Genomic DNA, 21248 nt, shown 5'->3' with positions numbered 1-21248 from the left:
CCAAACAAAGGTTTATTAGATGGAAAGAAAAAACAGTTAATGACTTGATAAAAGCTGCGAAACCTAGATCGTAAAGTGAATTTTCATCTCATGATGTACAATGAACGGGTATAATATGTTTAAAAGGATCCATCTTCCTTGAAAGGAGTGAAAACGTTATGGATTTTGTAAGAGTAATCAAAAACAGCAATGACTTAGAAAAGATCATCGATTTGCCTCAATCATTAAAAAATAGAAAAGTGGAAGTCATTATTCTTCCTTATGCGGATAAAGAAGATTTGGAACAGCCAAAAAAAAGGAATCTAAGAGGGGCTCTGTCCAAATATAAAAATGAGACTTTGCAAGCCCGAGAAAGCGATGCTTGGTCTAAAGCTGTGGTGGATCAATATGAAAATCATTGATGCGAATATTATTTTAAGATATCTGCTTAATGACCATGATGAGTTGTCGGGCAAAGCCGCAACGATTATTGAAGATAACAAAGTATTGTTGCTAAGAGAAGTAATCGTTGAAGTTGTTTATGTTCTTGAAAAAGTGTACAACGTAAAAAATGACGAGATCAGCGATATTCTTTTAGAATTGCTCAAATACGATAATATCGAGGTGGATGATATCGAGGTCGTAGAGGAGGCGCTTGCTCTGTTTGGCAAAAGGCGCTTGGACTTTGTCGATACCCTTTTATACGCCTATAACAAAGTGAAGGGATATCAAGTGTATACTTTTGATAAGAAGCTGGATAAGATGCTTGAGGAATAGCCGGCCATTACGGCTGTTGCGTTCTTCTTTTGGGGAATATGTAAGCGACAAAGGAGAAGATGCCGATGTCCTTGCCTCGGTTTTCCAATGTGTCGTACGAGCAATATTGGGCGTTGCGGGAACAAAGCGATGAGTGGCTTGAATATATTGATGGCGCTGTGTATATGGCTCCGTCGCCAAGCATCAAGCATCAGCTTGTTTCGAGCAACCTTCATACCGAATTGGGCCTTTATTTTCGTGGGAAGCCGTGCAACGTGTTTGCGGCGCCGACCGATATCGAACTGGCTAGCGACAAGTTTCCCGATCGCAAAGTCGTCATTCCGGATTTAAGCGTTATTTGCGATTCAAAAGGGTTTACGGAAACGAAGTATGTCGGCGTGCCTACTCTTATCGTTGAGATCTTGAGCCCTTCCAACCAGGCGCACGATTTAGTGACCAAATTCAATTTGTATATGGCGTACGATGTGAAAGAGTATTGGATCGTCAATCCGATGAAAGAGGCGATTACCGTCTATACGCTGAACGAGGAAGGACTGTATGAGCAGGCGGATGTGAAAGCGGGAACGGGTGTGGTGCAGTCGGCATGCTTTCCTGGGCTTCAAGTGGCTCTTGAGGATGTGTTTCGTTGAGACGGATGGCAGACGTGCATGGAGTTGCATTCGTGATGGCGGCTTGTGGTTGACTCGACAAGTTTGCAAAGCGGGCTGTCCGTAAGGCCAATGCAGCTGGTCTTACAGACAGCCCGCTGTCTTTTATGCGGCACTAGACCGTTTCGGTTTGCGGGAGTTCGCGCGGATCGCCCGATGCCGTGTTGGGCGGCCATTGGGGCGCGTTTACGATGGTTTCGCCGCTTGTTCTTTTTGCCTCTGTTTCATGGTGCGGACGAGTTCTTCATCCGGTGTGACGTAGAGCGTTTGCTCGTTTTCGTAAATGACAAATCCCGGCTTGGCGCCGCTCGGTTTTTTTACATAGCGGATGCGCGTGTAGTCGACAGGCACGGAGCCGGAATGGCGCGCTTTGCTGAAGTAGGCGGCAAGATTCGCCGCTTCCAAGAGCGTCTCGTCAGACGGCTGCTTGTTCCGGATGACGACGTGCGAGCCGGGAATGTTTTTCACATGCAGCCAAACATCGTCCTTATGGGCCAGCTTTGTTGTGAGATAATCGTTTTGTTTGTTGTTTTTGCCAACGAGTATTTCCGTGCCGTCGCTTGCGACGTAGCGGTCAAGCTCGGGTGCGGTTGGTTTGCGCTTTTTTGCTCCTTTCGCCGCGCGCGGGCGCAAATAGCCTTGTTCAATGAGCTCGTCGCGGATTTCCTCGACATCTTTCGGCGAGGCGGTTTCAAGCTGGCTTAAAATCGTGTCGCAATAGGCGATGTCTTCTTTCGTCCGCTCGATTTGTTCTTGAACGACGGCGAACGAGTTTTTCGCTTTTTGGTATTTTTGAAAGTACTGTTGCGCGTTCTCGGACGGCGATTTTTGCGGGTCGAGCGGAATGGTGATGGTGCCTCCGTTTTCGTCGTAGTAGTTTGCGACCTCGATTTCCGTCATGCCGCGCTTTATGGCGTACAAATGGGCGGTGAGCAGTTCGCCGTACAGTCGATAAACGTCGGCTTTCTTTGCTTCTTCGAGCGTCTGTTCGAGCTTTAGGAGCTTTTTCTCGTTTTTCGCCTTTTCGTTCGCCATGAGACGCTCGATGTCATGAGCTTGCTGCTTGACGCGGTCGCGCTCGGCCTTGCCGAAATAAAAGCGGTCCAATAGCTCGCTTGCACTCGCAAACGGTTGGCCTTCGATTTTTAAGTGCTTAAGCGGCAAAACGTAAAACCATTCTTTTTCCCCGTTCGTGTACATCATCGGGGCAAAGCGGCGGTGCCGAACGTCATCGATGAGCGCGAGGAAGCTTTTCGGCAGCGTCGTCCGGTTGGCGAGTCCAGCGCGGAACACCGCCTCATTGGCAAATAGCGGCGAAATGCCGCTGAAGGCGGAAACAAGCTGATGGGCGAGCTTGCCGGCGTGAAAGTCGATTTTTTTCAGCACCATTTCTTCCGTCGCCTCAAGCGGGTTCAGCTTGCCGTGCGTCGGTGGGGCGACGTACGGATGCCCGGGAAGCACCGTCCGGTAGCGGTTGACCGACGGCGGCAAATGTTTCAAGCTGTCGATGATCGTGTCGGTCGATGCATCAACGAGGATGATGTTGCTATGGCGGCCCATCACTTCAATGATGAGCCGCTTTGTCTGCACGTCGCCGAGTTCGTCGCGGCCTTTTGTGTCCATGACGATGATGCGGTCAAAATCGACTTGGCGGACCGCTTCGATGACGCTTCCTTCCAACTGTTTGCGCAGCCGCATGCAAAACATCGGCGGCTCGGATGGGTTGTTGTACGTTTCGTTTGTCAAATGGACGCGGGCGTACGTCGGATGCGCCGACAGCATCACTTTATGGTTATGGCCCCGGGCGCGCACAAGCAGCACGATCTCATACGCCGACGGCTGGTGGATTTTCGTGATCCGCCCGCCCGCAAGCGCCTCTTCGAGTTCACCGACAATGGCGTACGTAAACACTCCGTCAAAGGACATGGAAAACACCTTTCTATTTCGTTTGTTTGCTATTTCGATCTTACCATACGACCCGCCGTTTTGAACATTTCTTTGAATATTACCTGAAGACGGACGAAGATGCCCGACGAACATGTTGCATAAAATGGGGAGGCCCGCTTTTTTGACACGATTTTTTCCCTTATGGGGGAGATGGCGTGGCAAAGGGCCCCACGACTCCTTATGTTTGTGTCGCTAAACATCATGGCGGGGACTATCATTTTTTGGGACATGTATGAATAAGCATAGAGAAGCGGGAACGGCGTGCGAAAAAAATGGAAGGACGGAGGGAGACAGATGCAATGGCATACGCTCGCGGCAAGCGATGTCGCGCACGAGACGAAGACGAATGTCAAGACCGGGCTTACTGCGGCGGAGGCGGAAAAACGGCTGCGGCAGTTCGGGTACAACGAGCTGGCGGAAGGGAAGAAGGAGTCGGCCATCGTTGTCTTTTTTCGCCAGTTTCAAGATTTTATGGTGCTTGTGTTGCTTTTGGCGACGGTGATTTCCGCGTTTTTAGGCGAGTATGTGGATGCGGTGGCGATTGTCGTCATCGTGATCATGAACGCCATCCTGGGGTTTATCCAGGAGCGGCGGGCGGAAAAGTCGCTTGCCGCCTTAAAACGGTTGTCCGCTCCGCAAGCGGTTGTGTTGCGCGGCGGGGAGTGGGTGAAAGTCCCCACGCGCGAGCTTGTTGTCGGCGATGTGGTGAGACTTGCAAGCGGCGACCGGGTCGGGGCCGACATCCGCTTGATTGAGGCGGCCGGCCTGGAAATCGAGGAGTCGGCGCTGACGGGCGAATCAGTGCCGGTGGCCAAATCCGCCGCCCCGCTTCATACAGCACAGGCGTCGTTGGGCGATTTGCACAATATGGCGTTTATGGGGACGCTCGTGACAAGAGGGAATGGGGTCGGGATTGTCATCGCCACTGGGATGAAAACAGCGATGGGACAAATCGCAACGATGCTCGAAGAGGCGGATGCGGGGGCAACCCCGCTCCAGCGCCGGCTCGAGCAGCTTGGGAAAATTTTGCTTGTCGTCGCATTGGCGCTGACGGCAGCGGTCGTGGCCGTAGGTGTCATTCAAGGGCACGACCTGTATGAAATGTTTTTGGCTGGTGTGTCGCTCGCGGTCGCCGCCATTCCGGAGGGGTTGCCGGCCATTGTGACGGTCGTCTTGGCGCTTGGCGTGCAGCGGATGATCAAACGAAACGCCATCGTCCGCAAGCTTCCGGCGGTGGAAACGCTCGGCTGCGCTTCGGTCATTTGTTCCGACAAAACGGGGACGATGACGGAAAACATGATGACCGTCACGCAAGTATGGGCAGGCGGGCGGACATTTGCGGTAAGCGGCGTTGGTCTTGAAACGGATGGCGAGTTTTCTGAACGCGGCCGGACGGTTGATCCGAACCGCGTTCCCCAGCTCGCTCGCCTGTTGACAATGGGGGTGCTTTGCAATAGTTCGGAGTTGAAAGAGGAAAACGGCCGGCGTTACGTCGACGGCGATCCGACGGAAGGAGCGCTGCTGGTCGCGGCGGCCAAAGCTGGATTGGCGAAAGGAATGCTTTTGCGTGAGTACACGATCGAACAGGAGTTTCCGTTTGATTCCGAGCGGAAAATGATGACGGTGATCGTCCGCGACCGAAACGGCCGTCGGTTTGTCGTGACGAAAGGGGCGCCCGATGTGCTGCTTGAGCGGGCGGACCGCCTTGAATGGAACGGGCGCGAGCAGATGCTGACCCCGGCGTGGAAAGAAACGATCGAGAAGGCGATTCGCCAGATGGCGTCTTCCGCCTTGCGCACGATCGCCGTCGCGTATCGGCTGCTTGCGGAAACGGAACGGATCGAGTCGGAGAAGGATGCGGAGACAAAGCTTCGGTTCCTCGGCGTCGCCGGCATGATCGATCCGCCGCGGCCGGAGGTGAAGCAGGCGGTGGCGCGATGCAAAGAGGCGGGGATGAAAACGGTGATGATCACCGGGGATCATGTGTTGACCGCAACGGCCATCGCCAAACAGCTTGGCGTGCTGCCGCCTGGCGGAAAAGTGATGGATGGTGCGGCGTTGTCGAAGCTGTCGGTCGATGAGCTCGAACGCGTAGTTGATGAGATTTACGTGTTTGCCCGCGTCGCTCCGGAGCATAAGTTAAAAATTGTCAACGCCCTCAAGCGTCGCGGCCATATTGTTGCCATGACCGGCGACGGGGTGAACGATGCGCCCGCTCTGAAAGCAGCCGATATTGGCGTCGCCATGGGCCGGTCGGGGACAGAGGTGGCGAAAGAGGCGGCGTCGCTCGTTTTGTTGGATGACAACTTTGCGACGATTGAGGCCGCGATCGAAGAGGGGCGCAACATTTACGAAAACATTCGCAAGTTTATCCGCTACTTGCTTGCCTCGAACGTTGGGGAAATTCTCGTCATGTTGTTTGCGATGCTGCTTGCCTTGCCGCTGCCGCTCGTGCCGATTCAAATTTTATGGGTCAATCTTGTCACCGATGGTTTGCCAGCCATGGCGCTCGGGCTCGACCAACCAGAAGAAAACGTGATGAAGCGGCCGCCGCGCCGTCCCGATGAAGGGGTGTTCGCCCGCGGGCTCGGCTGGAAAATCGTAAGCCGCGGCTTTTTGATCGGCGTTGTTACGCTGGCTGCGTTTCTGACCGCCTATGAACGGAGCGGCGAGGATCTCGTTTACGCCCAGACGGCGGCGTTTGCGACGCTTGTGTTGGCCCAATTGATCCATGTGTTCGACTGCCGTTGCGACCATTCGGTTTTTGACCGCAGTCCGTTCGGGAACATATACCTTGTCGCGGCGGTGATCGTGTCGCTGCTTTTGCTCATTGTCGTCATCTATTACCCACCGCTTGCCGCAGTGTTCCATACGAAGCCGCTCGCAGCGGTCGATTGGCTGCTCGTCACGGGGTTGTCCGCCTTGCCGACATTTTTGTTTGCCGGCTCGCTTTTTTCGAGAAAATAGGATATGGTATAATCAAAAGGTGATAGAGAAGCGCTCTATGACCTTTTCTTTTTTGATCAGAAGACAGCAACGGATGTGATGATATGGTTTACAGCATGACCGGCTTCGGCGCGAGTGTGAAAAAAACGGATCGTTTGATGGTGGCGGTGGAAATGAAATCGGTCAACCACCGGTTTTGCGAAATTTCCATTCGCCTCCCTAGACAATGGCTCGTGTTTGAGGATAAAATAAAAAAAGCAATTTCACCGTACGTGCGGCGCGGAAAAGTGGAAGTGTTCGTCACGATCGCCGGCGGAGGGCTTGTGAAACGGAACGTACATATTGATTGGAATTTGCTCGGCCAATATTGGGCCGGAGTGCAGGAAGCGGCAAAGCGATTTGCCATTGACGGCGGCGTGACGGCGGCCGAGCTTCTTCGGCTTGATGGGGCGGTCGAGGTCGTCGAAGAAGAAGGCGCGAATGAAGAAGTAGAGCCGCTGCTTTTAGATGCCGTCGATGAGGCGGCAAAAGCGCTGGCCGCTATGCGCCGGCGCGAAGGAGAGGCGCTCGCTGAAGATTTGCGCGCCCGCCTTCGGGAGGTGGAGGCCGGCGCTGCCATCATTGAGCAGCGGGCGCCGCTCGTCGTCGAGCAATACCGTGAGCGGCTTGAACGCCGTCTGCGCGAATGGACGCCCGCTCCGGTCGATGAAGCGCGCCTGCTTACGGAAGTGGCGGTGTTTGCCGAAAAGGCGGACATTCACGAGGAATTGAAACGCATTCGCAGCCATTTGGCGCAAATGGCAGACGCCTTAGAAATGGACGAACCGGTTGGGCGGAAGCTCGACTTTTTGGTGCAAGAGTTGAACCGGGAAGTCAACACGATCGGCGCCAAGGCAAACGACAGCCTGATTGCCGCGCAAGTCGTGGAGATGAAAAGCGTGCTTGAGAAAATGCGCGAGCAAGTGCAAAACGTGGAATAAACGTTTAAAACGACTTGTTGGCGGCAACAATATCGAATATGGCAGGTGGGCGTGTCATGGTGAAATTCATCAATATCGGGTACGGAAACATGGTGTCGGCCGCCCGCATCATTACGATTGTCAGCCCCGATTCGGCGCCGATCAAACGAATCATCCAAGACGCGCGCGAAAGCGGCAAGCTCGTTGACGCGACGCACGGGCGGAGGACGCGTGCGGTCATTATCATGGACAGCGATCACGTCATTTTGTCGTCCGTGCAGCCGGAAACGGTGGTGAACCGCTTATATGGAAGCGACGATTTCTCCGAGGAAGGGCAGGGTTTGGGACGTTGAAGAACGAACGTGGGTTATTGATCGTCATGTCGGGTCCGTCTGGGGTTGGCAAAGGGACGGTGCGCAAGGCGCTGTTTTCGCAGCCGGACATCAATCTTCATTATTCGGTGTCGGTCACGACGCGCAAGCCGCGCGAAGGCGAAGTGGAAGGCGTCGACTACTTCTTCCGCACGCGCGAGCAGTTTGAACAAATGATTCGGGAAAACAAGCTGCTCGAGTGGGCGGAATACGTCGGCAACTACTATGGCACGCCGATCGACTACGTGGAGAAGACGCTTGCCGAAGGGAAAGATGTGTTTTTAGAGATCGAAGTGCAAGGAGCGATGAAAGTACGGCGGGCGTTTCCAGAGGCGCTCTTCATTTTCCTTGCTCCGCCAAGCCTCACGGAGCTTGAAAAGCGGATCATGGGACGCGGCACCGAGTCGAAAGAGCTGATTGAAAATCGGCTGCGGGCGGCGAAAGAGGAGCTTGAAATGATGGACGAGTACGACTATGTCGTGGAAAATGATGAAGTGGAGCTCGCCTGCGAGCGGATCAAGGCGATCGTCATCGCCGAACATTGCCGGCGCGAACGCGTCGCCGAGCGATATAAACGGATGTTGGGGGTGGAATGACGATGCTGTATCCTTCCATCGATTTGCTGATGCAAAAAGTCGATTCGAAATACAAGCTCGTCACGGTGGTGGCCAAACGGGCGCGCGAGCTGCAGGACGGTGCGGAGTTGATGGTGAAAAAGCCGGTGTCGAAAAAATTTGTCGGCCAGGCGCTCGAGGAAATCGCTGGTGACAAGGTCGAATTAGTGGAGGAGGAAAAATAACAACCTAGCTTTAGGTTGTTATTTTTTTCAATGTCGGGGGGGTGGCCAACATGATCAAGGGAAAACATATTTTGCTTTGTGTGACCGGGGGGGTGGCGGCGTACAAGGCGGCGGCGCTCACCAGCCAGCTCACCCAACGCGGCGCCGAGGTGAAAGTGATCATGACGGAAGGGGCGTGTCAATTCGTTACGCCGCTCACGTTCCAAGCATTGTCGCGTCAGGAAGTGTATGTCGACACGTTTGCGGAAAACAATCCAGCCGTCATCGCTCACATCGATTTAGCGGACTGGGCCGATCTTGTTCTCGTCGCCCCAGCGACGGCCAATACGATGGCAAAGCTGGCAGCCGGCATCGCTGACAACATGGTGACGACGACGATTTTAGCGACGAAAGCGCCCGTCTGGATTGCTCCGGCGATGAACGTCCATATGTATGAGCATCCGGCCGTCCAGGCGAACATTGAGCGGCTCTGCCAATTCGGCTACCGGTTCATCGAGCCGTCGGAAGGCTATTTGGCGTGCGGCTACATCGGCAAAGGGCGGCTGGAGGAGCCGGAGAACATCATCGCCCATATCGAGCGCTTTTTTGCCGGTGATCCGCCGCTGTTTCGCGGGAAGCGTGTGCTTGTCACCGCTGGGCCGACGCGGGAGAGGCTTGATCCAGTCCGCTATTTCTCCAACTATTCGAGCGGCAAAATGGGCTACGCCATCGCCGAAGCGGCGGCCCGCTTCGGCGCTTCGGTGACGCTTGTCTCCGGACCGACGGCGCTTTCTTCGCCCGATGGCGTCGAGACGGTGGCGGTTGAATCGGCGGAAGAGATGTATGAAGCGGTGATGGCTCGGTTTGCGGAAACGGACATCGTGATCAAGGCGGCGGCGGTCGCCGATTATCGGCCGAAATATGTGGCGGCGTCCAAAATCAAAAAGCAACCGGGTGATTATGTGGTGGAGATGGAGCGGACGGTGGACATCTTGAAAGCGCTTGGTGAGCGGAAAACGGGACAGATTTTAGTTGGATTTGCCGCTGAGACGGACAACCTTGAACAGTATGCGTTAAAAAAGCTTGAAGAAAAGCGGCTTGATATGGTCGTCGCCAACAATGTCACCGAAGAAGGGGCAGGGTTTGCCGGCGATACGAACATCGTCACCATCTTCCGCCGCGACGGCGTCGTTCGGCCGCTGCCGCTCATGACGAAACGCGAGGCGGCCGAGGAAATTTTAAAAGAAATTCACGCGTATATCGAGGCGATTCGATGAAAGTAGCATCCGTGATTGTCGATGTCCCGTCCCGGCAGACGGACCGCCCGTTTGATTATTTGATTCCGGAACGCTGGCAAGGCATCATCCAGCCGGGCATGCGGGTGACGGTGCCGTTTGGGGCGCGGCGTTTGCAAGGGTTTGTCGTTGATGTGAAAGACCATTCCGACATCAAACAACTGAAACCGATTGAGCATGTGCTTGATGTCGTGCCGGTGTTAAACGAAGAGCTGCTTGATCTTGGCCGCTATTTAACGGAAACGACGCTTTGTTTTGCCATTTCGGCGTACCAGGCGATGCTGCCGGCAGCGATGCGGGCGAAATATGAAAAAACGCTCCGTTTGACAGATGAAGAGAAGAGAGAGAGGTTGCCGGATGAGGTAAAGCCGCTGTTTGCCGGGCGGACGGAAGCCGCTTGGAAAGAGGTTGAGGCGGCCGGTTTATGGCGGGCGGCGCAAAAAGCGGTGCAGCAGGGCGTGCTCGAGGCGGTCTACAAGGTGAAAGAAAAAGCGGGCAAGAAAACGGTGAAGCACGCCGCTCTTGCCATTCCATCGGAACAGGCGAAACAGGAGCTCGGGTCGCTGCCGGCAAGACAAAAAGAGGTGCTTTCATTTTTGCTTGAAAAAGGGAAGGCGGCGTCGGTTGCCGAACTGCAAGCGGTGCTTGGCGTCTCCTCAGCGCCGCTGAAAGCGCTCGTCGACAAAGGATTTGTGGTGCTGAACGATGTCGAGGTGTACCGCGACCCGTACGAGCATCGCACGTTTCAGCCGAGCGAGCCGCCGGCGCTCACCCAGGCGCAAGAGGCGGCGTTGGCGAAGATCGCCGCTTCGGTGCGCGCTGGGGAGCATCGCACGTTTTTGCTGTATGGCGTCACCGGCAGCGGGAAGACGGAAGTGTATATGCAGGCGATTGATGAAGCGTTGCGCCAAGGAAAGGAAGCGATCGTTCTCGTGCCGGAAATTTCGCTGACGCCGCAAATGGTCGAGCGCTTCAAAAGCCGGTTCGGCTCGAAAGTAGCGGTGCTTCACAGCGGGCTGTCGGTCGGCGAAAAATATGACGAATGGCGGAAAATTCACCGGAAAGAAGTGCAGCTTGTCGTCGGTGCGCGTTCGGCGGTGTTTGCCCCATTTGAAAACTTAGGGATGATCATCATCGATGAGGAGCATGAGACGAGCTACAAGCAAGAAGAAATGCCGCGCTATCATGCGCGCGATGTCGCCATTTACCGCGCTCGCCGCCACAGCTGCCCGGTCGTGCTTGGCAGCGCCACCCCCTCGCTTGAGACGTTCGCCCGCGCCGCCAAAGGGGTGTACGAGCTGCTCGAGCTGCCGGAGCGCATCAGCGACCGCGGCCTGCCGGACGTTCATGTCGTCGATATGCGCGAGGAGCTGCGAAGCGGCAACCGTTCGATGTTTTCACGCCGGTTGCTTGACGAATTGCGCCGCCGGCTTGAGCGCGGCGAGCAGGCAGTGTTGCTGTTGAATCGACGCGGTTATTCGACGTTTGTCATGTGCCGCAGCTGCGGCTATGTCATCCGCTGTCCGCACTGCGACATTTCGTTGACGTACCATCGCGCCGGCGAGCGGATGAAATGCCATTATTGCGGGCATGAAGAGCCGCTTGTCCCTCGCTGTCCATCGTGCGGAAGCGAACACATCCGCTTTTTCGGGACCGGCACGCAAAAAGTGGAAGAAGAACTGACGAGGTTGCTGCCGAAAGCGCGCGTCATCCGCATGGATGTCGACACGACCGGCCGCAAAGGGGCGCATGAAGAGCTGCTTTCCCGTTTTGCCGCCAAGGAAGCCGATATTTTGCTCGGCACGCAAATGATCGCCAAAGGACTTGATTTTCCGAACGTCACGCTTGTTGGTGTGCTGGCGGCCGACACGATGCTTCATTTGCCCGATTTCCGCGCCGCGGAAAAAACGTTCCAGCTGTTGACGCAAGTGAGCGGGCGCGCCGGGCGGCACGAGCTGCCCGGCGAAGTCATCATTCAGACGTATACGCCTGACCACTACAGCATTGAACTGGCCGCCCGCCACGACTACCGCGCCTTTTACCAGCGGGAGATGGCGCTGCGCAAAGCGCACGGCTATCCGCCGTACTATTATTTGACGCTCATTACCGCCGCCCACGAAGAGGCGCCGGCTGCGGCCAAAGCGGCGGAAAAGATCGCCGCCTATTTGCGCAAGCATCTGTCGCACGAAGCGGTCGTTCTCGGCCCGGTTGCCTCGCCAATCGCCCGTCTTCACGATAGATATCGCTACCAATGCATGATAAAATACAAACGGGAGCCGAATTTGACCGCGGCGCTCAAGGCGGTCATCGACCGCTACCAAGCCGATGCCGCCCATGGCGGAGTGACGATTACGGTCGACACGAATCCGTATATGATGATGTGAAGATGGAGGAATGACATTGGCCGTTTTGTCGATTGTGATGCATCCAAATCCAATTTTGGAACAGCCGTGCGCGCCGGTGACGATATTTGACCGTCGGCTCGGGCGGCTGCTTGACGATATGTATGAAACGATGCTTGCCGCTGACGGGGTGGGCCTAGCTGCCCCGCAAATCGGCGTCGCGGAACAGGTTGCGGTCGTTGATGTCGGAGATGAGCACGGACGCATTGAGCTCATCAACCCGGTCGTGATCGAGGCGCGCGGCGAACAAGTGGATGTTGAAGGCTGTTTGAGCTTTCCTGGTTTGTTTGGCGAAGTGCCGCGCGCGAAATTTGTGAAAGTGCGGGCGCAAAACCGGCGCGGCCGCCCGTTTACGCTTTCCGCGACCGGTTTTTTGGCGCGCGCCCTGCAGCATGAAATCGACCATTTGCACGGCGTGCTGTTTACGTCGAAAGTGATTCGATATTGCGATCTTGAAGAATTGGAAGGATAGATGCCAATGACGAACATTGTGTTTATGGGAACACCTGACTTTGCCGTGCCGATTTTGCGCCAGCTGCTTGATGACGGTTATCATGTTGCAGCGGTCGTCACCCAGCCGGATAAGCCAAAAGGGCGGAAGCGCGAGCCCGTTCCGCCCCCGGTGAAAGTGGAAGCGGAGCGCCGCGGCATCCCGGTGCTGCAGCCGACAAAAATTCGCGAGCCGGAGCAATACGAACAAGTGCTGGCGTTTGCGCCCGATTTGATTGTCACGGCTGCGTTCGGGCAAATTTTGCCGAAAGCGCTGCTTGATGCACCAAAATACGGCTGCATCAACGTCCATGCCTCGCTTCTGCCCGAGCTGCGCGGCGGGGCGCCGATCCATTACGCCATTTGGCAAGGGAAAACGAAAACGGGCGTCACGATCATGTATATGGTGGAGCGGTTGGACGCCGGCGACATGTTAGCGCAAGTCGAAGTGCCGATTGCCGAAACGGATACGGTCGGCACGCTCCATGATAAATTGAGCGCCGCCGGGGCTAAACTACTATCAGAAACGCTTCCACTTTTATTGGAAGGAAACATTGCGCCCGTTCCGCAAGATGAGGAGAAAGCGACGTATGCGCCGAACATTCGCCGCGAGCAGGAGCGGATCGATTGGACGCAGCCCGGCGAAGCCATTTACAACCATATTCGCGCCTTCCATCCGTGGCCGGTCACGTATACAACGCAGGATGGGCACATTTGGAAGGTTTGGTGGGGTGAAAAAGTGCCGGCGCCCCGTTCGGCGCCGCCGGGCACGATTTTGGCGCTCGAGGAAAACGGCATTGTCGTGGCCACCGGCAATGAGACAGCCATTCGCATCACCGAATTGCAGCCGGCCGGAAAAAAACGGATGGCGGCGGGCGAATTTTTGCGCGGCGCCGGCAGCCGGCTGGCGGTCGGCATGAAGCTAGGAGAGGATCATGAACGTACGTGAACTTGCTTTAGATACGCTGTTAGCCATTGAACAAAAAGGAGCGTACAGTCATTTGCAATTAAACGAAGCCATTCAAAAAGGACGCCTTGACGGGCGCGATGCGGCGCTGTTGACCGAGATTGTCTACGGCACGGTGCAACGGCGCGACACGCTCGATTATTATTTGGCGCCGTTTTTGCGCAAGGCGCGCCGGCTTGAGCCGTGGGTGCGCGTGCTTCTTCGGTTGACGCTGTATCAAATGGTGTATTTGGATCGTGTTCCCGACCGCGCCGCCGTCTTTGAAGCGGTTGAAATCGCCAAACGGCGCGGCCATCGCGGCATTGCTTCACTTGTCAACGGCGTATTGCGGGCCATCGGCCGCGAGGGGCTGCCGTCGATCGAGGCGGTTGATGACGCGGGCAAGCGGCTCGCCCTTGCCACCAGCCATCCCGAGTGGCTCGTTCGGCGCTGGATCCAGCAATATGGTTATGAAGAAGCGGCGCGCATGTGCGAGACGAATTTGCGCCCGCCGCAATCAACGGCCCGCGTCAACCGGCTGCGTGCGACTGTCGAAGAAGCGCTTGAGCGGCTGCGCGCTGAAGGGATGCAGGCAATCCCTGGCCATGTCGCTCCGGAGGCCATCCGGGCGGAAAAAGGGAATTTGGCTCATACGGAGACGTTTCGCGCCGGTTGGCTGACGATTCAAGATGAAAGCTCAATGCTTGTCGCTCGAGCGCTCGACCCAGCCCCCGGCGAGCGGGTGCTTGACTGCTGCGCGGCGCCGGGCGGGAAAACGACCCATATCGCCGAGCGGATGGACGGGCGCGGCGAGGTCGTTGCTGTTGATATCCACGAACGTAAGGTAATGATGATCGAACAGCAGGCCAAGCGGCTCGGGCTTGACAACGTTGCGACGCTCGCCCTTGACAGCCGCCGGCTCGGCGAGCGGTTTGCCCCGGAATCGTTTGACCGCGTTTTGGTCGATGCGCCGTGCACTGGATTCGGCGTCATTCGCCGCAAACCGGAGATCAAATATACGAAAGGGAAAGACGCCATCGCCGCGCTTGTCGAGATTCAGCAAGCCATTTTGCGGGCGGCCGCCCCGCTTTTGAAAAAAGGCGGTACGCTTGTCTACAGCACATGCACGGTGGAGCGCGAGGAAAATGAAGAAGCCATCGCCCGCTTTTTAGCGGATCATCCGGACTTTTTCCTCGACGCCAGCCTTGCCGAACGGATGCCGGAACCGGTGCGGCCGCATGTGAAAGGCGGCATGTTGCAGCTTTTGCCGCATCATTTTGACTCTGACGGGTTTTTTATCGCCCGACTGCGAAAGAAGGTGTAAAAGCATGGAAATGGTTCGTCCGGCTGCCCGCCGCTCTGTCGGCGAAACGCAGCCTCCGTTGCCATCGATTTATTCGCTCACGCTAGACGAATTGAAGGAATGGCTTGTCGCTCAAGGCGAAAAGCCGTTTCGGGCCACGCAAATTTACGAGTGGCTGTATCAAAACCGTGTCACCGATTTTGCCGACATGACGAATTTGCCGAAGCGGCTGCGCGAACAGCTAGCGTCATCGTTTTCGATCACGACGTTGAAAACCGTGGTCAAACAAACGTCTAAAGACGGAACGATCAAATTTTTGTTTGAGCTCCATGACGGCTATTCGATCGAGACGGTGCTCATGCGTCATAACTACGGCAATTCGGTGTGCGTCACGACGCAAGTCGGCTGCCGCATCGGCTGCACGTTTTGCGCTTCGACGCTCGGCGGACTGAAGCGTCATTTAGAGGCGGGCGAGATCGTCGCCCAAGTCGTGCAAGTGCAAAAGGCGCTCGATGACACGAATGAACGCGTCAGCAGCATCGTCGTCATGGGCATCGGCGAGCCGTTCGACAACTACGATGCGCTCATCAAGTTTTTGCGCATCGTCAATCACCCAAAAGGGTTGAACATTGGCGCCCGCCATATCACCGTTTCCACCAGCGGCATCATCCCAAAAATTTACCAATTTGCCGATGAAGGAATGCAAGTCAACTTCGCCATTTCGTTGCATGCACCGACGAATGAGCTGCGGACGAAACTCATGCCGATCAATAAAGCGTACCCGCTGCCCAAGTTGATGGAGGCGGTTCGGTATTACATTGAAAAAACCGGCCGGCGCGTGACGTTTGAATACGGATTGTTCGGCGGGGTGAACGACCAGCTTGAGCACGCCGAGCAGTTGGCCGAGCTGATTAAAGGGCTGAAATGCCATGTGAATTTGATTCCGGTTAACTACGTGCCGGAGCGCAACTATGTGCGCACGCCGCGCAGCCAAATTTTCGCCTTTGAACGGGCGTTGAAAAAACATGGAATCAATGTCACCATTCGCCGCGAACATGGACACGACATCGATGCCGCCTGCGGACAGCTTCGCGCGAAGGAGCGAAAAGAGGAGACGAGGTGAATCGGATGCGAGCCGTTTTCCGAACTGACATCGGCCAAATTCGCGAACATAACGAAGACAGCGGCGGCGTATTTGTCAATCAAAGCGGCCAATATTTAGCGGTCGTCGCTGACGGGATGGGCGGCCATCGCGCCGGTGATGTGGCCAGTTCCATGGCGGTGGCGTATTTGCAGGAGCGATGGGAGAAAGAGAGTAGCCTTGCTTCGCCGGCTGAGGCGGAGCAATGGCTCAAGACGCAAATTGCGGCGGCGAACGAACAACTGTTTCGCCATGCCTGTTCCCACCCGGAATGTCAAGGAATGGGGACGACGGTCGTCGCCGCCGTTTGCGCTAATTCGTTTGCGACGGTTGCCCATATCGGCGACAGCCGCTGCTACGTGCTCAACAAAAGCGGAATTCAGCAGCTGACCGACGACCATTCGTTGGTCAATGAGCTCGTCAAAAGCGGGCAACTTTCGAAAGAAGCGGCTGAGCATCATCCGCGCAAAAACGTGCTGTTGCGGGCGCTTGGCACGGAACCGGCGGTGAAAATCGACGTGAAAACAGTGGCGCTCGACGAGGGCGACATGTTGTTGTTATGTTCGGACGGGTTGTCCAATAAAGTGCCGGAAGCGGACATGATACATATTTTGACGGGTGCCGGCACGCTGGAAGAGAAGGCGGAGGCGCTTATCCAGCTCGCCAACGGGCGGGGCGGAGAAGACAACATTTCGCTGGCGGTCATCGATGTTTCAGCGGAACGTGAAGGTGGGTGATCGGCGTGCTCATTGGAAAGCGATTGAATGACCGCTATAAAATCATCAGCCTCATCGGCGGCGGCGGCATGGCCAACGTGTATTTGGCCCGCGATATGATTTTGGAACGCGATGTTGCTGTCAAAGTGCTCCGCCTTGATTTTGCCAATGATGATCAGTTCATCAAACGGTTCCGCCGCGAGGCGCAAGCGGCGACGAGCTTAAACCATGAACATATCGTCTCCATTTATGACGTCGGCGAAGAGGAAGGCGTCTATTACATCGTCATGGAATATGTGCGCGGCGCGACGCTGAAGCAATACATCCAGCAGCACGCTCCGCTTCCGGTCGAACGGGCGCTTGGCATCATGGACCAGCTGACATCAGCGATCGCCCATGCCCATGAGAACGGCATCATCCATCGCGACATTAAACCGCAAAACATTTTGCTTGATGAGCACGGCAATGTGAAAGTGACCGACTTCGGCATCGCTGTGGCGATGAGCGGCACGACGATCACGCAGACCAACTCTGTGCTCGGTTCGGTTCATTATTTGTCGCCGGAGCAGGCGCGCGGGGGCATCGCTACTGAAAAATCGGACATTTATTCACTCGGCATTGTCATGTTTGAACTCGTCACCGGTCGGCTGCCGTTTTCCGGCGAATCAGCCGTTTCGATCGTGTTGAAGCACTTGCAGGCGGAAACGCCGTCGCCGAAGGCGTGGAATCCGGACATCCCGCAAAGTGTGGAAAACATTATTTTAAAAGCGACGGCGAAAGACCCGTTTTACCGCTACCAATCCGCGCGCGAAATGAACGAGGACATTCGGACAGCGCTGGATCCAAGGCGGCGCAATGAGCCGAAATTTACCATACCCGATGACGATGAGGAAGCGACGAAAGCCATTCCGATGATCAAACATGCGGAAAGCGCGGCGTTGGAGCAAGAGACGCTTGTGTACGAGGAAAAAACGAGCGAACCGGTTCATACGACGGGCGAACCGAAACCGAAGCGGAAACGGGTATGGATTGCCTGGCTTGTGGCTGCCTTGCTGTTCATTGGAGCTGCCGGCATCAGCGCGGTCACATGGATTCCGGACCTCATTTTTCCAAAAGAAGTGACGATGCCGAACGTGGTCAACAAAAACTATGATGACGCTGTTGAACAGCTGTCGTCGCTCGGTTTGGAAATCAAAGATACGATCGATGTAGAAGATGATCAAATCGAAGAAGGAAAAGTCGTGCGCACCGATCCAGAAGCCGGCATGACGGTGAAGAAAGGTGCCGGCGTCATTATTTATAAAAGCATTGGAAAAAAGAAAATCGAATTTCCAAGCTTCATTGGCGATGATATTGCTGCGGCGGAGGAGGAGCTGCGCGCCGAAGGATTTACCCGCATCACACGCAGCGGCCGCTACAGCGACAAGCCGGAAGGGACGATTTTGGATCAATACCCGTACGCCGGTGATGAAGTCGTGCCTGATGAAACGGAAGTGATGTTCACCGTCAGCCTCGGGCCGGAGAAGGTCACCGTTAAAGATTTGACTGGCTATACGGAAAAAAGCGTGCGCGACTACGGCGCGGATCAAGGGCTGCGCATTGACGTGAAGTACGAGTATTCGGACGAGGTGCCAGAAGGGCTTGTCATTTCGCAAACTCCAGCGGCGAACGAGCGGGTAAAAAAAGGGGAAACCATCACAGTCGTCATTTCCCGCGGGCCGGAGCCGAAGCCGTCCAAAACGGTAGTGAAAGAGATTATGATCCCATATGAACCGGCGATGCCGGGGCAAATGGTTGAAGCCCAGCTTTACATCCAAGATGCCACCCACAATATGTCAAAGCCATACAAAACATACCGGCTGACGGCGCCAGCGACCGAGATGGTCGAGTTTGAAATTCCATATGGGGAGACCGCTTATTACCGCGTCATTGTCAACAATGTCGTCAAAGAGGAAGGATCGATCCCGTACCCAGAAAATAACGGAAAAAAGGGGTGAGGCTATGGCGGAAGGGCAAATCATTAAGGCGTTAAGCGGATTTTATTACGTCCTGTCCGAAGGCCGCGTGTTCCAATGCCGCGGGCGCGGTGTGTTCCGCAAGAAAAAAGTGACGCCGCTCGTCGGCGACCGCGTCGTTTTTCAGGCGACGAGCGAAACGGAAGGCTATATTTTGGAGATTGGCGAGCGGCAAAATGAGCTTGTGCGGCCGCCGATTGCCAACGTCGAACAGGCGATTTTAGTCTTTTCGGCTGTAAGCCCGGACTTCAGCGCCAAGCTGCTCGACCGCTTTCTTGTCTTGGTTGAATCGAAACGCATCACGCCGATCATTGTCATCAGCAAAATCGATTTGTTGGATGGCGAATCAAAAGAAGAGATTGCCCGCTACGTGCATGATTACCGGCGCATCGGCTACGACGTGATTGAAACGTCAGCAGTGACCAAGGGCGGCCTCGATGAACTGGCGTTGCGCCTTCGCGGCCGCGTCTCAGTCGTCGCCGGGCAGTCCGGCGTCGGCAAATCGTCCCTATTAAACGCGCTCCGTCCGGATTTGCGGTTGAAAACGGGCGACATTTCCACCCATTTAGGGCGCGGCAAGCATACGACCCGCCATGTCGAACTGCTTGAGGTCGCCGGTGGGCTTGTCGCCGACACCCCAGGGTTTAGTGCACTTGAGTTCGACCAGATCGAGCTTGACGAATTGCCGCATTATTTTCCTGAATTCCGAACGTACGGGGAAGGGTGCAAGTTCCGCGGCTGCCTTCATATCGCCGAGCCGAAATGCGCTGTGCGTGAGGCGGTCGAGGCCGGGGAGATTCCGTCGTACCGCTATGACCACTACGTTAGTTTTGTTGCCGAAATGAAAGAACGAAAGCCGAGGTATTGAACATGATTCGAATTGCGCCATCGATTTTATCAGCCGATTTCGCCCGCCTGGCTGAGGAGATTCGTTCGGTCGAGGAAGGCGGGGCGGATTGGATTCACGTCGATATCATGGACGGGCATTTCGTGCCGAATTTAACGTTCGGGCCGCCGGTCGTGGCCGCCATTCGACCGGTGACGAAGCTGCCGCTTGACGTCCATTTGATGATCGCCGACCCGGACCGATACATTCCGGCGTTTGCGAAAGCGGGCGCGGATGTGATTTCCGTCCATGTTGAGGCGTGCGTGCATTTGCATCGGACGATTCATTTTATCAAAGAACAAGGCGTCAAAGCCGGGGTGGTGCTCAATCCGCATACACCGGTCGAGATGATCCGCCATGTGATCGGTGATGTCGATCTCGTCTTGTTGATGACGGTCAATCCAGGGTTTGGCGGACAGGCGTTCATTCCGGCGGTCGTGCCAAAAATCCGTGAGGTCGCCCGGATGGCCAGCGAACAAAATAAAGAGGTCGATATTGAGGTCGACGGCGGCATCAATGCGGAAACGGCGCCGCTTTGCGTGGAAGCCGGGGCGAACGTGCTTGTCGCCGGCTCGGCCATCTACAATGAACGGGATCGAGCCGCCGCCATTCGCACGCTTCGCGAAGTGTGCGCCAACTAGCCAAAAAGGCAGCGCCGCTTTTGCCATCTTATCGAGCCGCAGGGTGATGAGAGCAAAGAAAAGGACGGAAGATGGCCGCCTCGGCCCTTGCTGAAAGGGGGAAACGCATGTGTTGATCCATATTGTCGGCGGCGGTCCGCGCCACCTTCTTCCCGATTTGCGCTCGTATGATGGGAACGATGTGCAGTGGGTCGGCGTCGACCGCGGTACGAAAGCGCTGCTGGATTTCGGACTCCGTCCGGTGCGGGCGTTTGGCGATTTTGATTCGCTGCCGGCAGAGGAGGTCAAGCGGCTAAGGGAGATGCTGCCGGAGCTTGACATTTGGCCGGCGGAAAAAGATAAAACGGATATGGAGATCGCTCTTGACTGGGCGGTTAGGCAGACAGATGGGGCCATCCGTCTGTTTGGGGCGACCGGCGGGCGGCTTGACCATTTGTTTGGCAACGTTGAGCTGCTGTTAAAGTACGCCGGGCGGCCCATTGAACTCATCGACCGGCAAAACGTGCTCACCGTCCATCTGCCCGGCGTGCATACGGTTGCGCGCGACGATCGATACCGCTATGTGTCATACATCCCGATTTCCGAAACGGTGGCGGAGCTTACGCTTACCGGATTTAAATATCCGCTAACAAACTGTCATATTTCCCGCGGTTCGACATTATGTATTAGTAACGAACTTATCCAATCTTCCGGTACTTTTTCGTTTTCAGAAGGCATATTAATGATGATAAGGAGCAGCGATTTTGCCGGCTGCCCGTAGTCGCGCTTGGCTTATGACGGAATATAATGGATAAGGAAATGGCGGGAAGCTCGTTATGATCGGTGTGAGGAGGGAATCGGGATGAAGTTTTATACGATCAAGCTGCCGAGATTTTTAGGCGGAATCGTGCGGGCGGTGTTGAACGCATTTAAAAAAGGATAAGAAAAAAGCACCATTTTTGGTGCTTTTTTGTTGCCGCCGAACAAAAGGAGGGTTGCAACCTTTTGGGCGGCTTCTTTTCGTTAGGACG

At 55.5% G+C, this 21248-nt stretch carries 21 protein-coding genes; 20 read left to right on the top strand and 1 reads right to left on the bottom strand.

Going from position 1 to position 21248, the window contains the following annotated elements; all coding sequences use genetic code 11:
• The first annotated feature begins 158 nt into the window (after positions 1-158).
• The 3 genes from ABS784_RS01140 (at position 159) to ABS784_RS01130 (ending at position 1385) form a co-directional block, all read left to right on the top strand.
• Positions 159-401: a hypothetical protein gene (locus ABS784_RS01140; protein ID WP_011230660.1), complete on the top strand. Its 243-nt coding sequence runs from the start codon at positions 159-161 to the stop codon at positions 399-401.
• Positions 388-756 (top strand): type II toxin-antitoxin system VapC family toxin, encoded by a 369-nt coding sequence (locus ABS784_RS01135; RefSeq protein WP_033012322.1) that lies wholly within the window; start codon positions 388-390, stop codon positions 754-756. Before ABS784_RS01140 ends, ABS784_RS01135 begins: the two co-directional genes overlap by 14 nt.
• 65 nt (positions 757-821) lie before the next feature.
• Complete coding sequence (locus ABS784_RS01130) at positions 822-1385, top strand: Uma2 family endonuclease (protein ID WP_352511158.1); 564 nt, start codon at positions 822-824, stop codon at positions 1383-1385.
• 204 nt (positions 1386-1589) lie between these two features.
• Here the strand turns inward: ABS784_RS01130 and ABS784_RS01125 are convergent, their stop codons facing one another.
• Complete coding sequence (locus ABS784_RS01125; RefSeq protein WP_021321690.1) at positions 1590-3329, bottom strand: Rqc2 family fibronectin-binding protein; 1740 nt, start codon at positions 3327-3329, stop codon at positions 1590-1592.
• Between the two features lie 315 nt (positions 3330-3644).
• Between ABS784_RS01125 and ABS784_RS01120 the strand changes: the two genes are divergently transcribed.
• The 17 genes from ABS784_RS01120 (at position 3645) to spoVM (ending at position 21160) form a co-directional block, all read left to right on the top strand.
• Entirely contained in the window at positions 3645-6317 is a 2673-nt protein-coding gene (locus ABS784_RS01120) for a cation-translocating P-type ATPase (protein WP_352511156.1), read from the top strand.
• A gap of 83 nt (positions 6318-6400) precedes the next feature.
• On the top strand, positions 6401-7276 hold the full coding sequence (locus ABS784_RS01115; protein WP_352511154.1) for a YicC/YloC family endoribonuclease: 876 nt from the start codon (positions 6401-6403) through the stop codon (positions 7274-7276).
• A gap of 38 nt (positions 7277-7314) precedes the next feature.
• Entirely contained in the window at positions 7315-7608 is a 294-nt protein-coding gene (remA, locus tag ABS784_RS01110) for an extracellular matrix/biofilm regulator RemA (protein ID WP_352511152.1), read from the top strand.
• Positions 7605-8222: a guanylate kinase gene (gene gmk / locus ABS784_RS01105; protein ID WP_011230667.1), complete on the top strand. Its 618-nt coding sequence runs from the start codon at positions 7605-7607 to the stop codon at positions 8220-8222. Before remA ends, gmk begins: the two co-directional genes overlap by 4 nt.
• Positions 8223-8224: 2 nt before the next feature.
• On the top strand, positions 8225-8425 hold the full coding sequence (gene rpoZ / locus ABS784_RS01100) for a DNA-directed RNA polymerase subunit omega (RefSeq protein ID WP_011230668.1): 201 nt from the start codon (positions 8225-8227) through the stop codon (positions 8423-8425).
• A 50-nt stretch (positions 8426-8475) separates the two neighbouring features.
• Positions 8476-9681, top strand: a complete 1206-nt coding sequence (coaBC, locus tag ABS784_RS01095; RefSeq protein ID WP_352511149.1) for a bifunctional phosphopantothenoylcysteine decarboxylase/phosphopantothenate--cysteine ligase CoaBC — start codon at positions 8476-8478, stop codon at positions 9679-9681.
• Complete coding sequence (gene priA / locus ABS784_RS01090; RefSeq protein WP_011230670.1) at positions 9678-12083, top strand: primosomal protein N'; 2406 nt, start codon at positions 9678-9680, stop codon at positions 12081-12083. The genes coaBC and priA overlap by 4 nt, the downstream gene beginning before the upstream one ends.
• A 16-nt stretch (positions 12084-12099) precedes the next feature.
• The gene (def, locus tag ABS784_RS01085) at positions 12100-12573 is read left to right on the top strand and encodes a peptide deformylase (protein ID WP_011230671.1); all 474 of its coding nucleotides are present in this window, start codon (positions 12100-12102) and stop codon (positions 12571-12573) included.
• A 6-nt stretch (positions 12574-12579) separates the two neighbouring features.
• Positions 12580-13539, top strand: a complete 960-nt coding sequence (gene fmt / locus ABS784_RS01080; RefSeq protein WP_014195414.1) for a methionyl-tRNA formyltransferase — start codon at positions 12580-12582, stop codon at positions 13537-13539.
• Positions 13526-14860, top strand: a complete 1335-nt coding sequence (gene rsmB / locus ABS784_RS01075) for a 16S rRNA (cytosine(967)-C(5))-methyltransferase RsmB (RefSeq protein ID WP_011230673.1) — start codon at positions 13526-13528, stop codon at positions 14858-14860. The genes fmt and rsmB overlap by 14 nt, the downstream gene beginning before the upstream one ends.
• A gap of 4 nt (positions 14861-14864) precedes the next feature.
• Entirely contained in the window at positions 14865-15962 is a 1098-nt protein-coding gene (rlmN, locus tag ABS784_RS01070; RefSeq protein WP_020278167.1) for a dual-specificity RNA methyltransferase RlmN, read from the top strand.
• Positions 15963-15967: 5 nt separating this feature from the next.
• Positions 15968-16717 carry a Stp1/IreP family PP2C-type Ser/Thr phosphatase gene (locus ABS784_RS01065; protein WP_011230675.1) on the top strand — a complete coding sequence of 250 codons (750 nt, stop codon included), beginning with the start codon at positions 15968-15970 and terminating at the stop codon, positions 16715-16717.
• Between the two features lie 5 nt (positions 16718-16722).
• Positions 16723-18693, top strand: a complete 1971-nt coding sequence (pknB, locus tag ABS784_RS01060; protein WP_352511146.1) for a Stk1 family PASTA domain-containing Ser/Thr kinase — start codon at positions 16723-16725, stop codon at positions 18691-18693.
• A gap of 4 nt (positions 18694-18697) precedes the next feature.
• On the top strand, positions 18698-19579 hold the full coding sequence (rsgA, locus tag ABS784_RS01055) for a ribosome small subunit-dependent GTPase A (RefSeq protein WP_014195416.1): 882 nt from the start codon (positions 18698-18700) through the stop codon (positions 19577-19579).
• 2 nt (positions 19580-19581) lie between these two features.
• Positions 19582-20238 (top strand): ribulose-phosphate 3-epimerase, encoded by a 657-nt coding sequence (gene rpe / locus ABS784_RS01050; RefSeq protein ID WP_014195417.1) that lies wholly within the window; start codon positions 19582-19584, stop codon positions 20236-20238.
• Between the two features lie 109 nt (positions 20239-20347).
• On the top strand, positions 20348-20998 hold the full coding sequence (locus ABS784_RS01045; protein WP_011230679.1) for a thiamine diphosphokinase: 651 nt from the start codon (positions 20348-20350) through the stop codon (positions 20996-20998).
• Between the two features lie 81 nt (positions 20999-21079).
• Positions 21080-21160 (top strand): stage V sporulation protein SpoVM, encoded by an 81-nt coding sequence (gene spoVM / locus ABS784_RS01040; RefSeq protein ID WP_011230680.1) that lies wholly within the window; start codon positions 21080-21082, stop codon positions 21158-21160.
• Positions 21161-21248: the final 88 nt, after the last annotated feature.

This window comes from Geobacillus sp. G4 (assembly GCF_040327975.1).
GTDB lineage: Bacteria > Bacillota > Bacilli > Bacillales > Anoxybacillaceae > Geobacillus > Geobacillus thermoleovorans.
Note: the sequence above shows the minus strand (reverse complement) of the source record. Positions and strands in the feature narration are given on the sequence as shown.

Coding starts and splice junctions, on each gene's coding strand:
- rsgA (WP_014195416.1), top strand. CDS start 18,698: ATGGCGGAAGGGCAAATCATTAAGGCGTTAAGCGGATTTTATTACGTC.
- ABS784_RS01135 (WP_033012322.1), top strand. CDS start 388: ATGAAAATCATTGATGCGAATATTATTTTAAGATATCTGCTTAATGAC.
- ABS784_RS01125 (WP_021321690.1), bottom strand. CDS start 3,329: ATGTCCTTTGACGGAGTGTTTACGTACGCCATTGTCGGTGAACTCGAA.
- priA (WP_011230670.1), top strand. CDS start 9,678: ATGAAAGTAGCATCCGTGATTGTCGATGTCCCGTCCCGGCAGACGGAC.
- ABS784_RS01115 (WP_352511154.1), top strand. CDS start 6,401: ATGGTTTACAGCATGACCGGCTTCGGCGCGAGTGTGAAAAAAACGGAT.
- fmt (WP_014195414.1), top strand. CDS start 12,580: ATGACGAACATTGTGTTTATGGGAACACCTGACTTTGCCGTGCCGATT.
- ABS784_RS01140 (WP_011230660.1), top strand. CDS start 159: ATGGATTTTGTAAGAGTAATCAAAAACAGCAATGACTTAGAAAAGATC.
- coaBC (WP_352511149.1), top strand. CDS start 8,476: ATGATCAAGGGAAAACATATTTTGCTTTGTGTGACCGGGGGGGTGGCG.
- spoVM (WP_011230680.1), top strand. CDS start 21,080: ATGAAGTTTTATACGATCAAGCTGCCGAGATTTTTAGGCGGAATCGTG.
- ABS784_RS01130 (WP_352511158.1), top strand. CDS start 822: ATGTCCTTGCCTCGGTTTTCCAATGTGTCGTACGAGCAATATTGGGCG.
- ABS784_RS01120 (WP_352511156.1), top strand. CDS start 3,645: ATGCAATGGCATACGCTCGCGGCAAGCGATGTCGCGCACGAGACGAAG.
- ABS784_RS01065 (WP_011230675.1), top strand. CDS start 15,968: ATGCGAGCCGTTTTCCGAACTGACATCGGCCAAATTCGCGAACATAAC.
- rlmN (WP_020278167.1), top strand. CDS start 14,865: ATGGAAATGGTTCGTCCGGCTGCCCGCCGCTCTGTCGGCGAAACGCAG.
- rpe (WP_014195417.1), top strand. CDS start 19,582: ATGATTCGAATTGCGCCATCGATTTTATCAGCCGATTTCGCCCGCCTG.
- rsmB (WP_011230673.1), top strand. CDS start 13,526: ATGAACGTACGTGAACTTGCTTTAGATACGCTGTTAGCCATTGAACAA.
- rpoZ (WP_011230668.1), top strand. CDS start 8,225: ATGCTGTATCCTTCCATCGATTTGCTGATGCAAAAAGTCGATTCGAAA.
- remA (WP_352511152.1), top strand. CDS start 7,315: ATGGCAGGTGGGCGTGTCATGGTGAAATTCATCAATATCGGGTACGGA.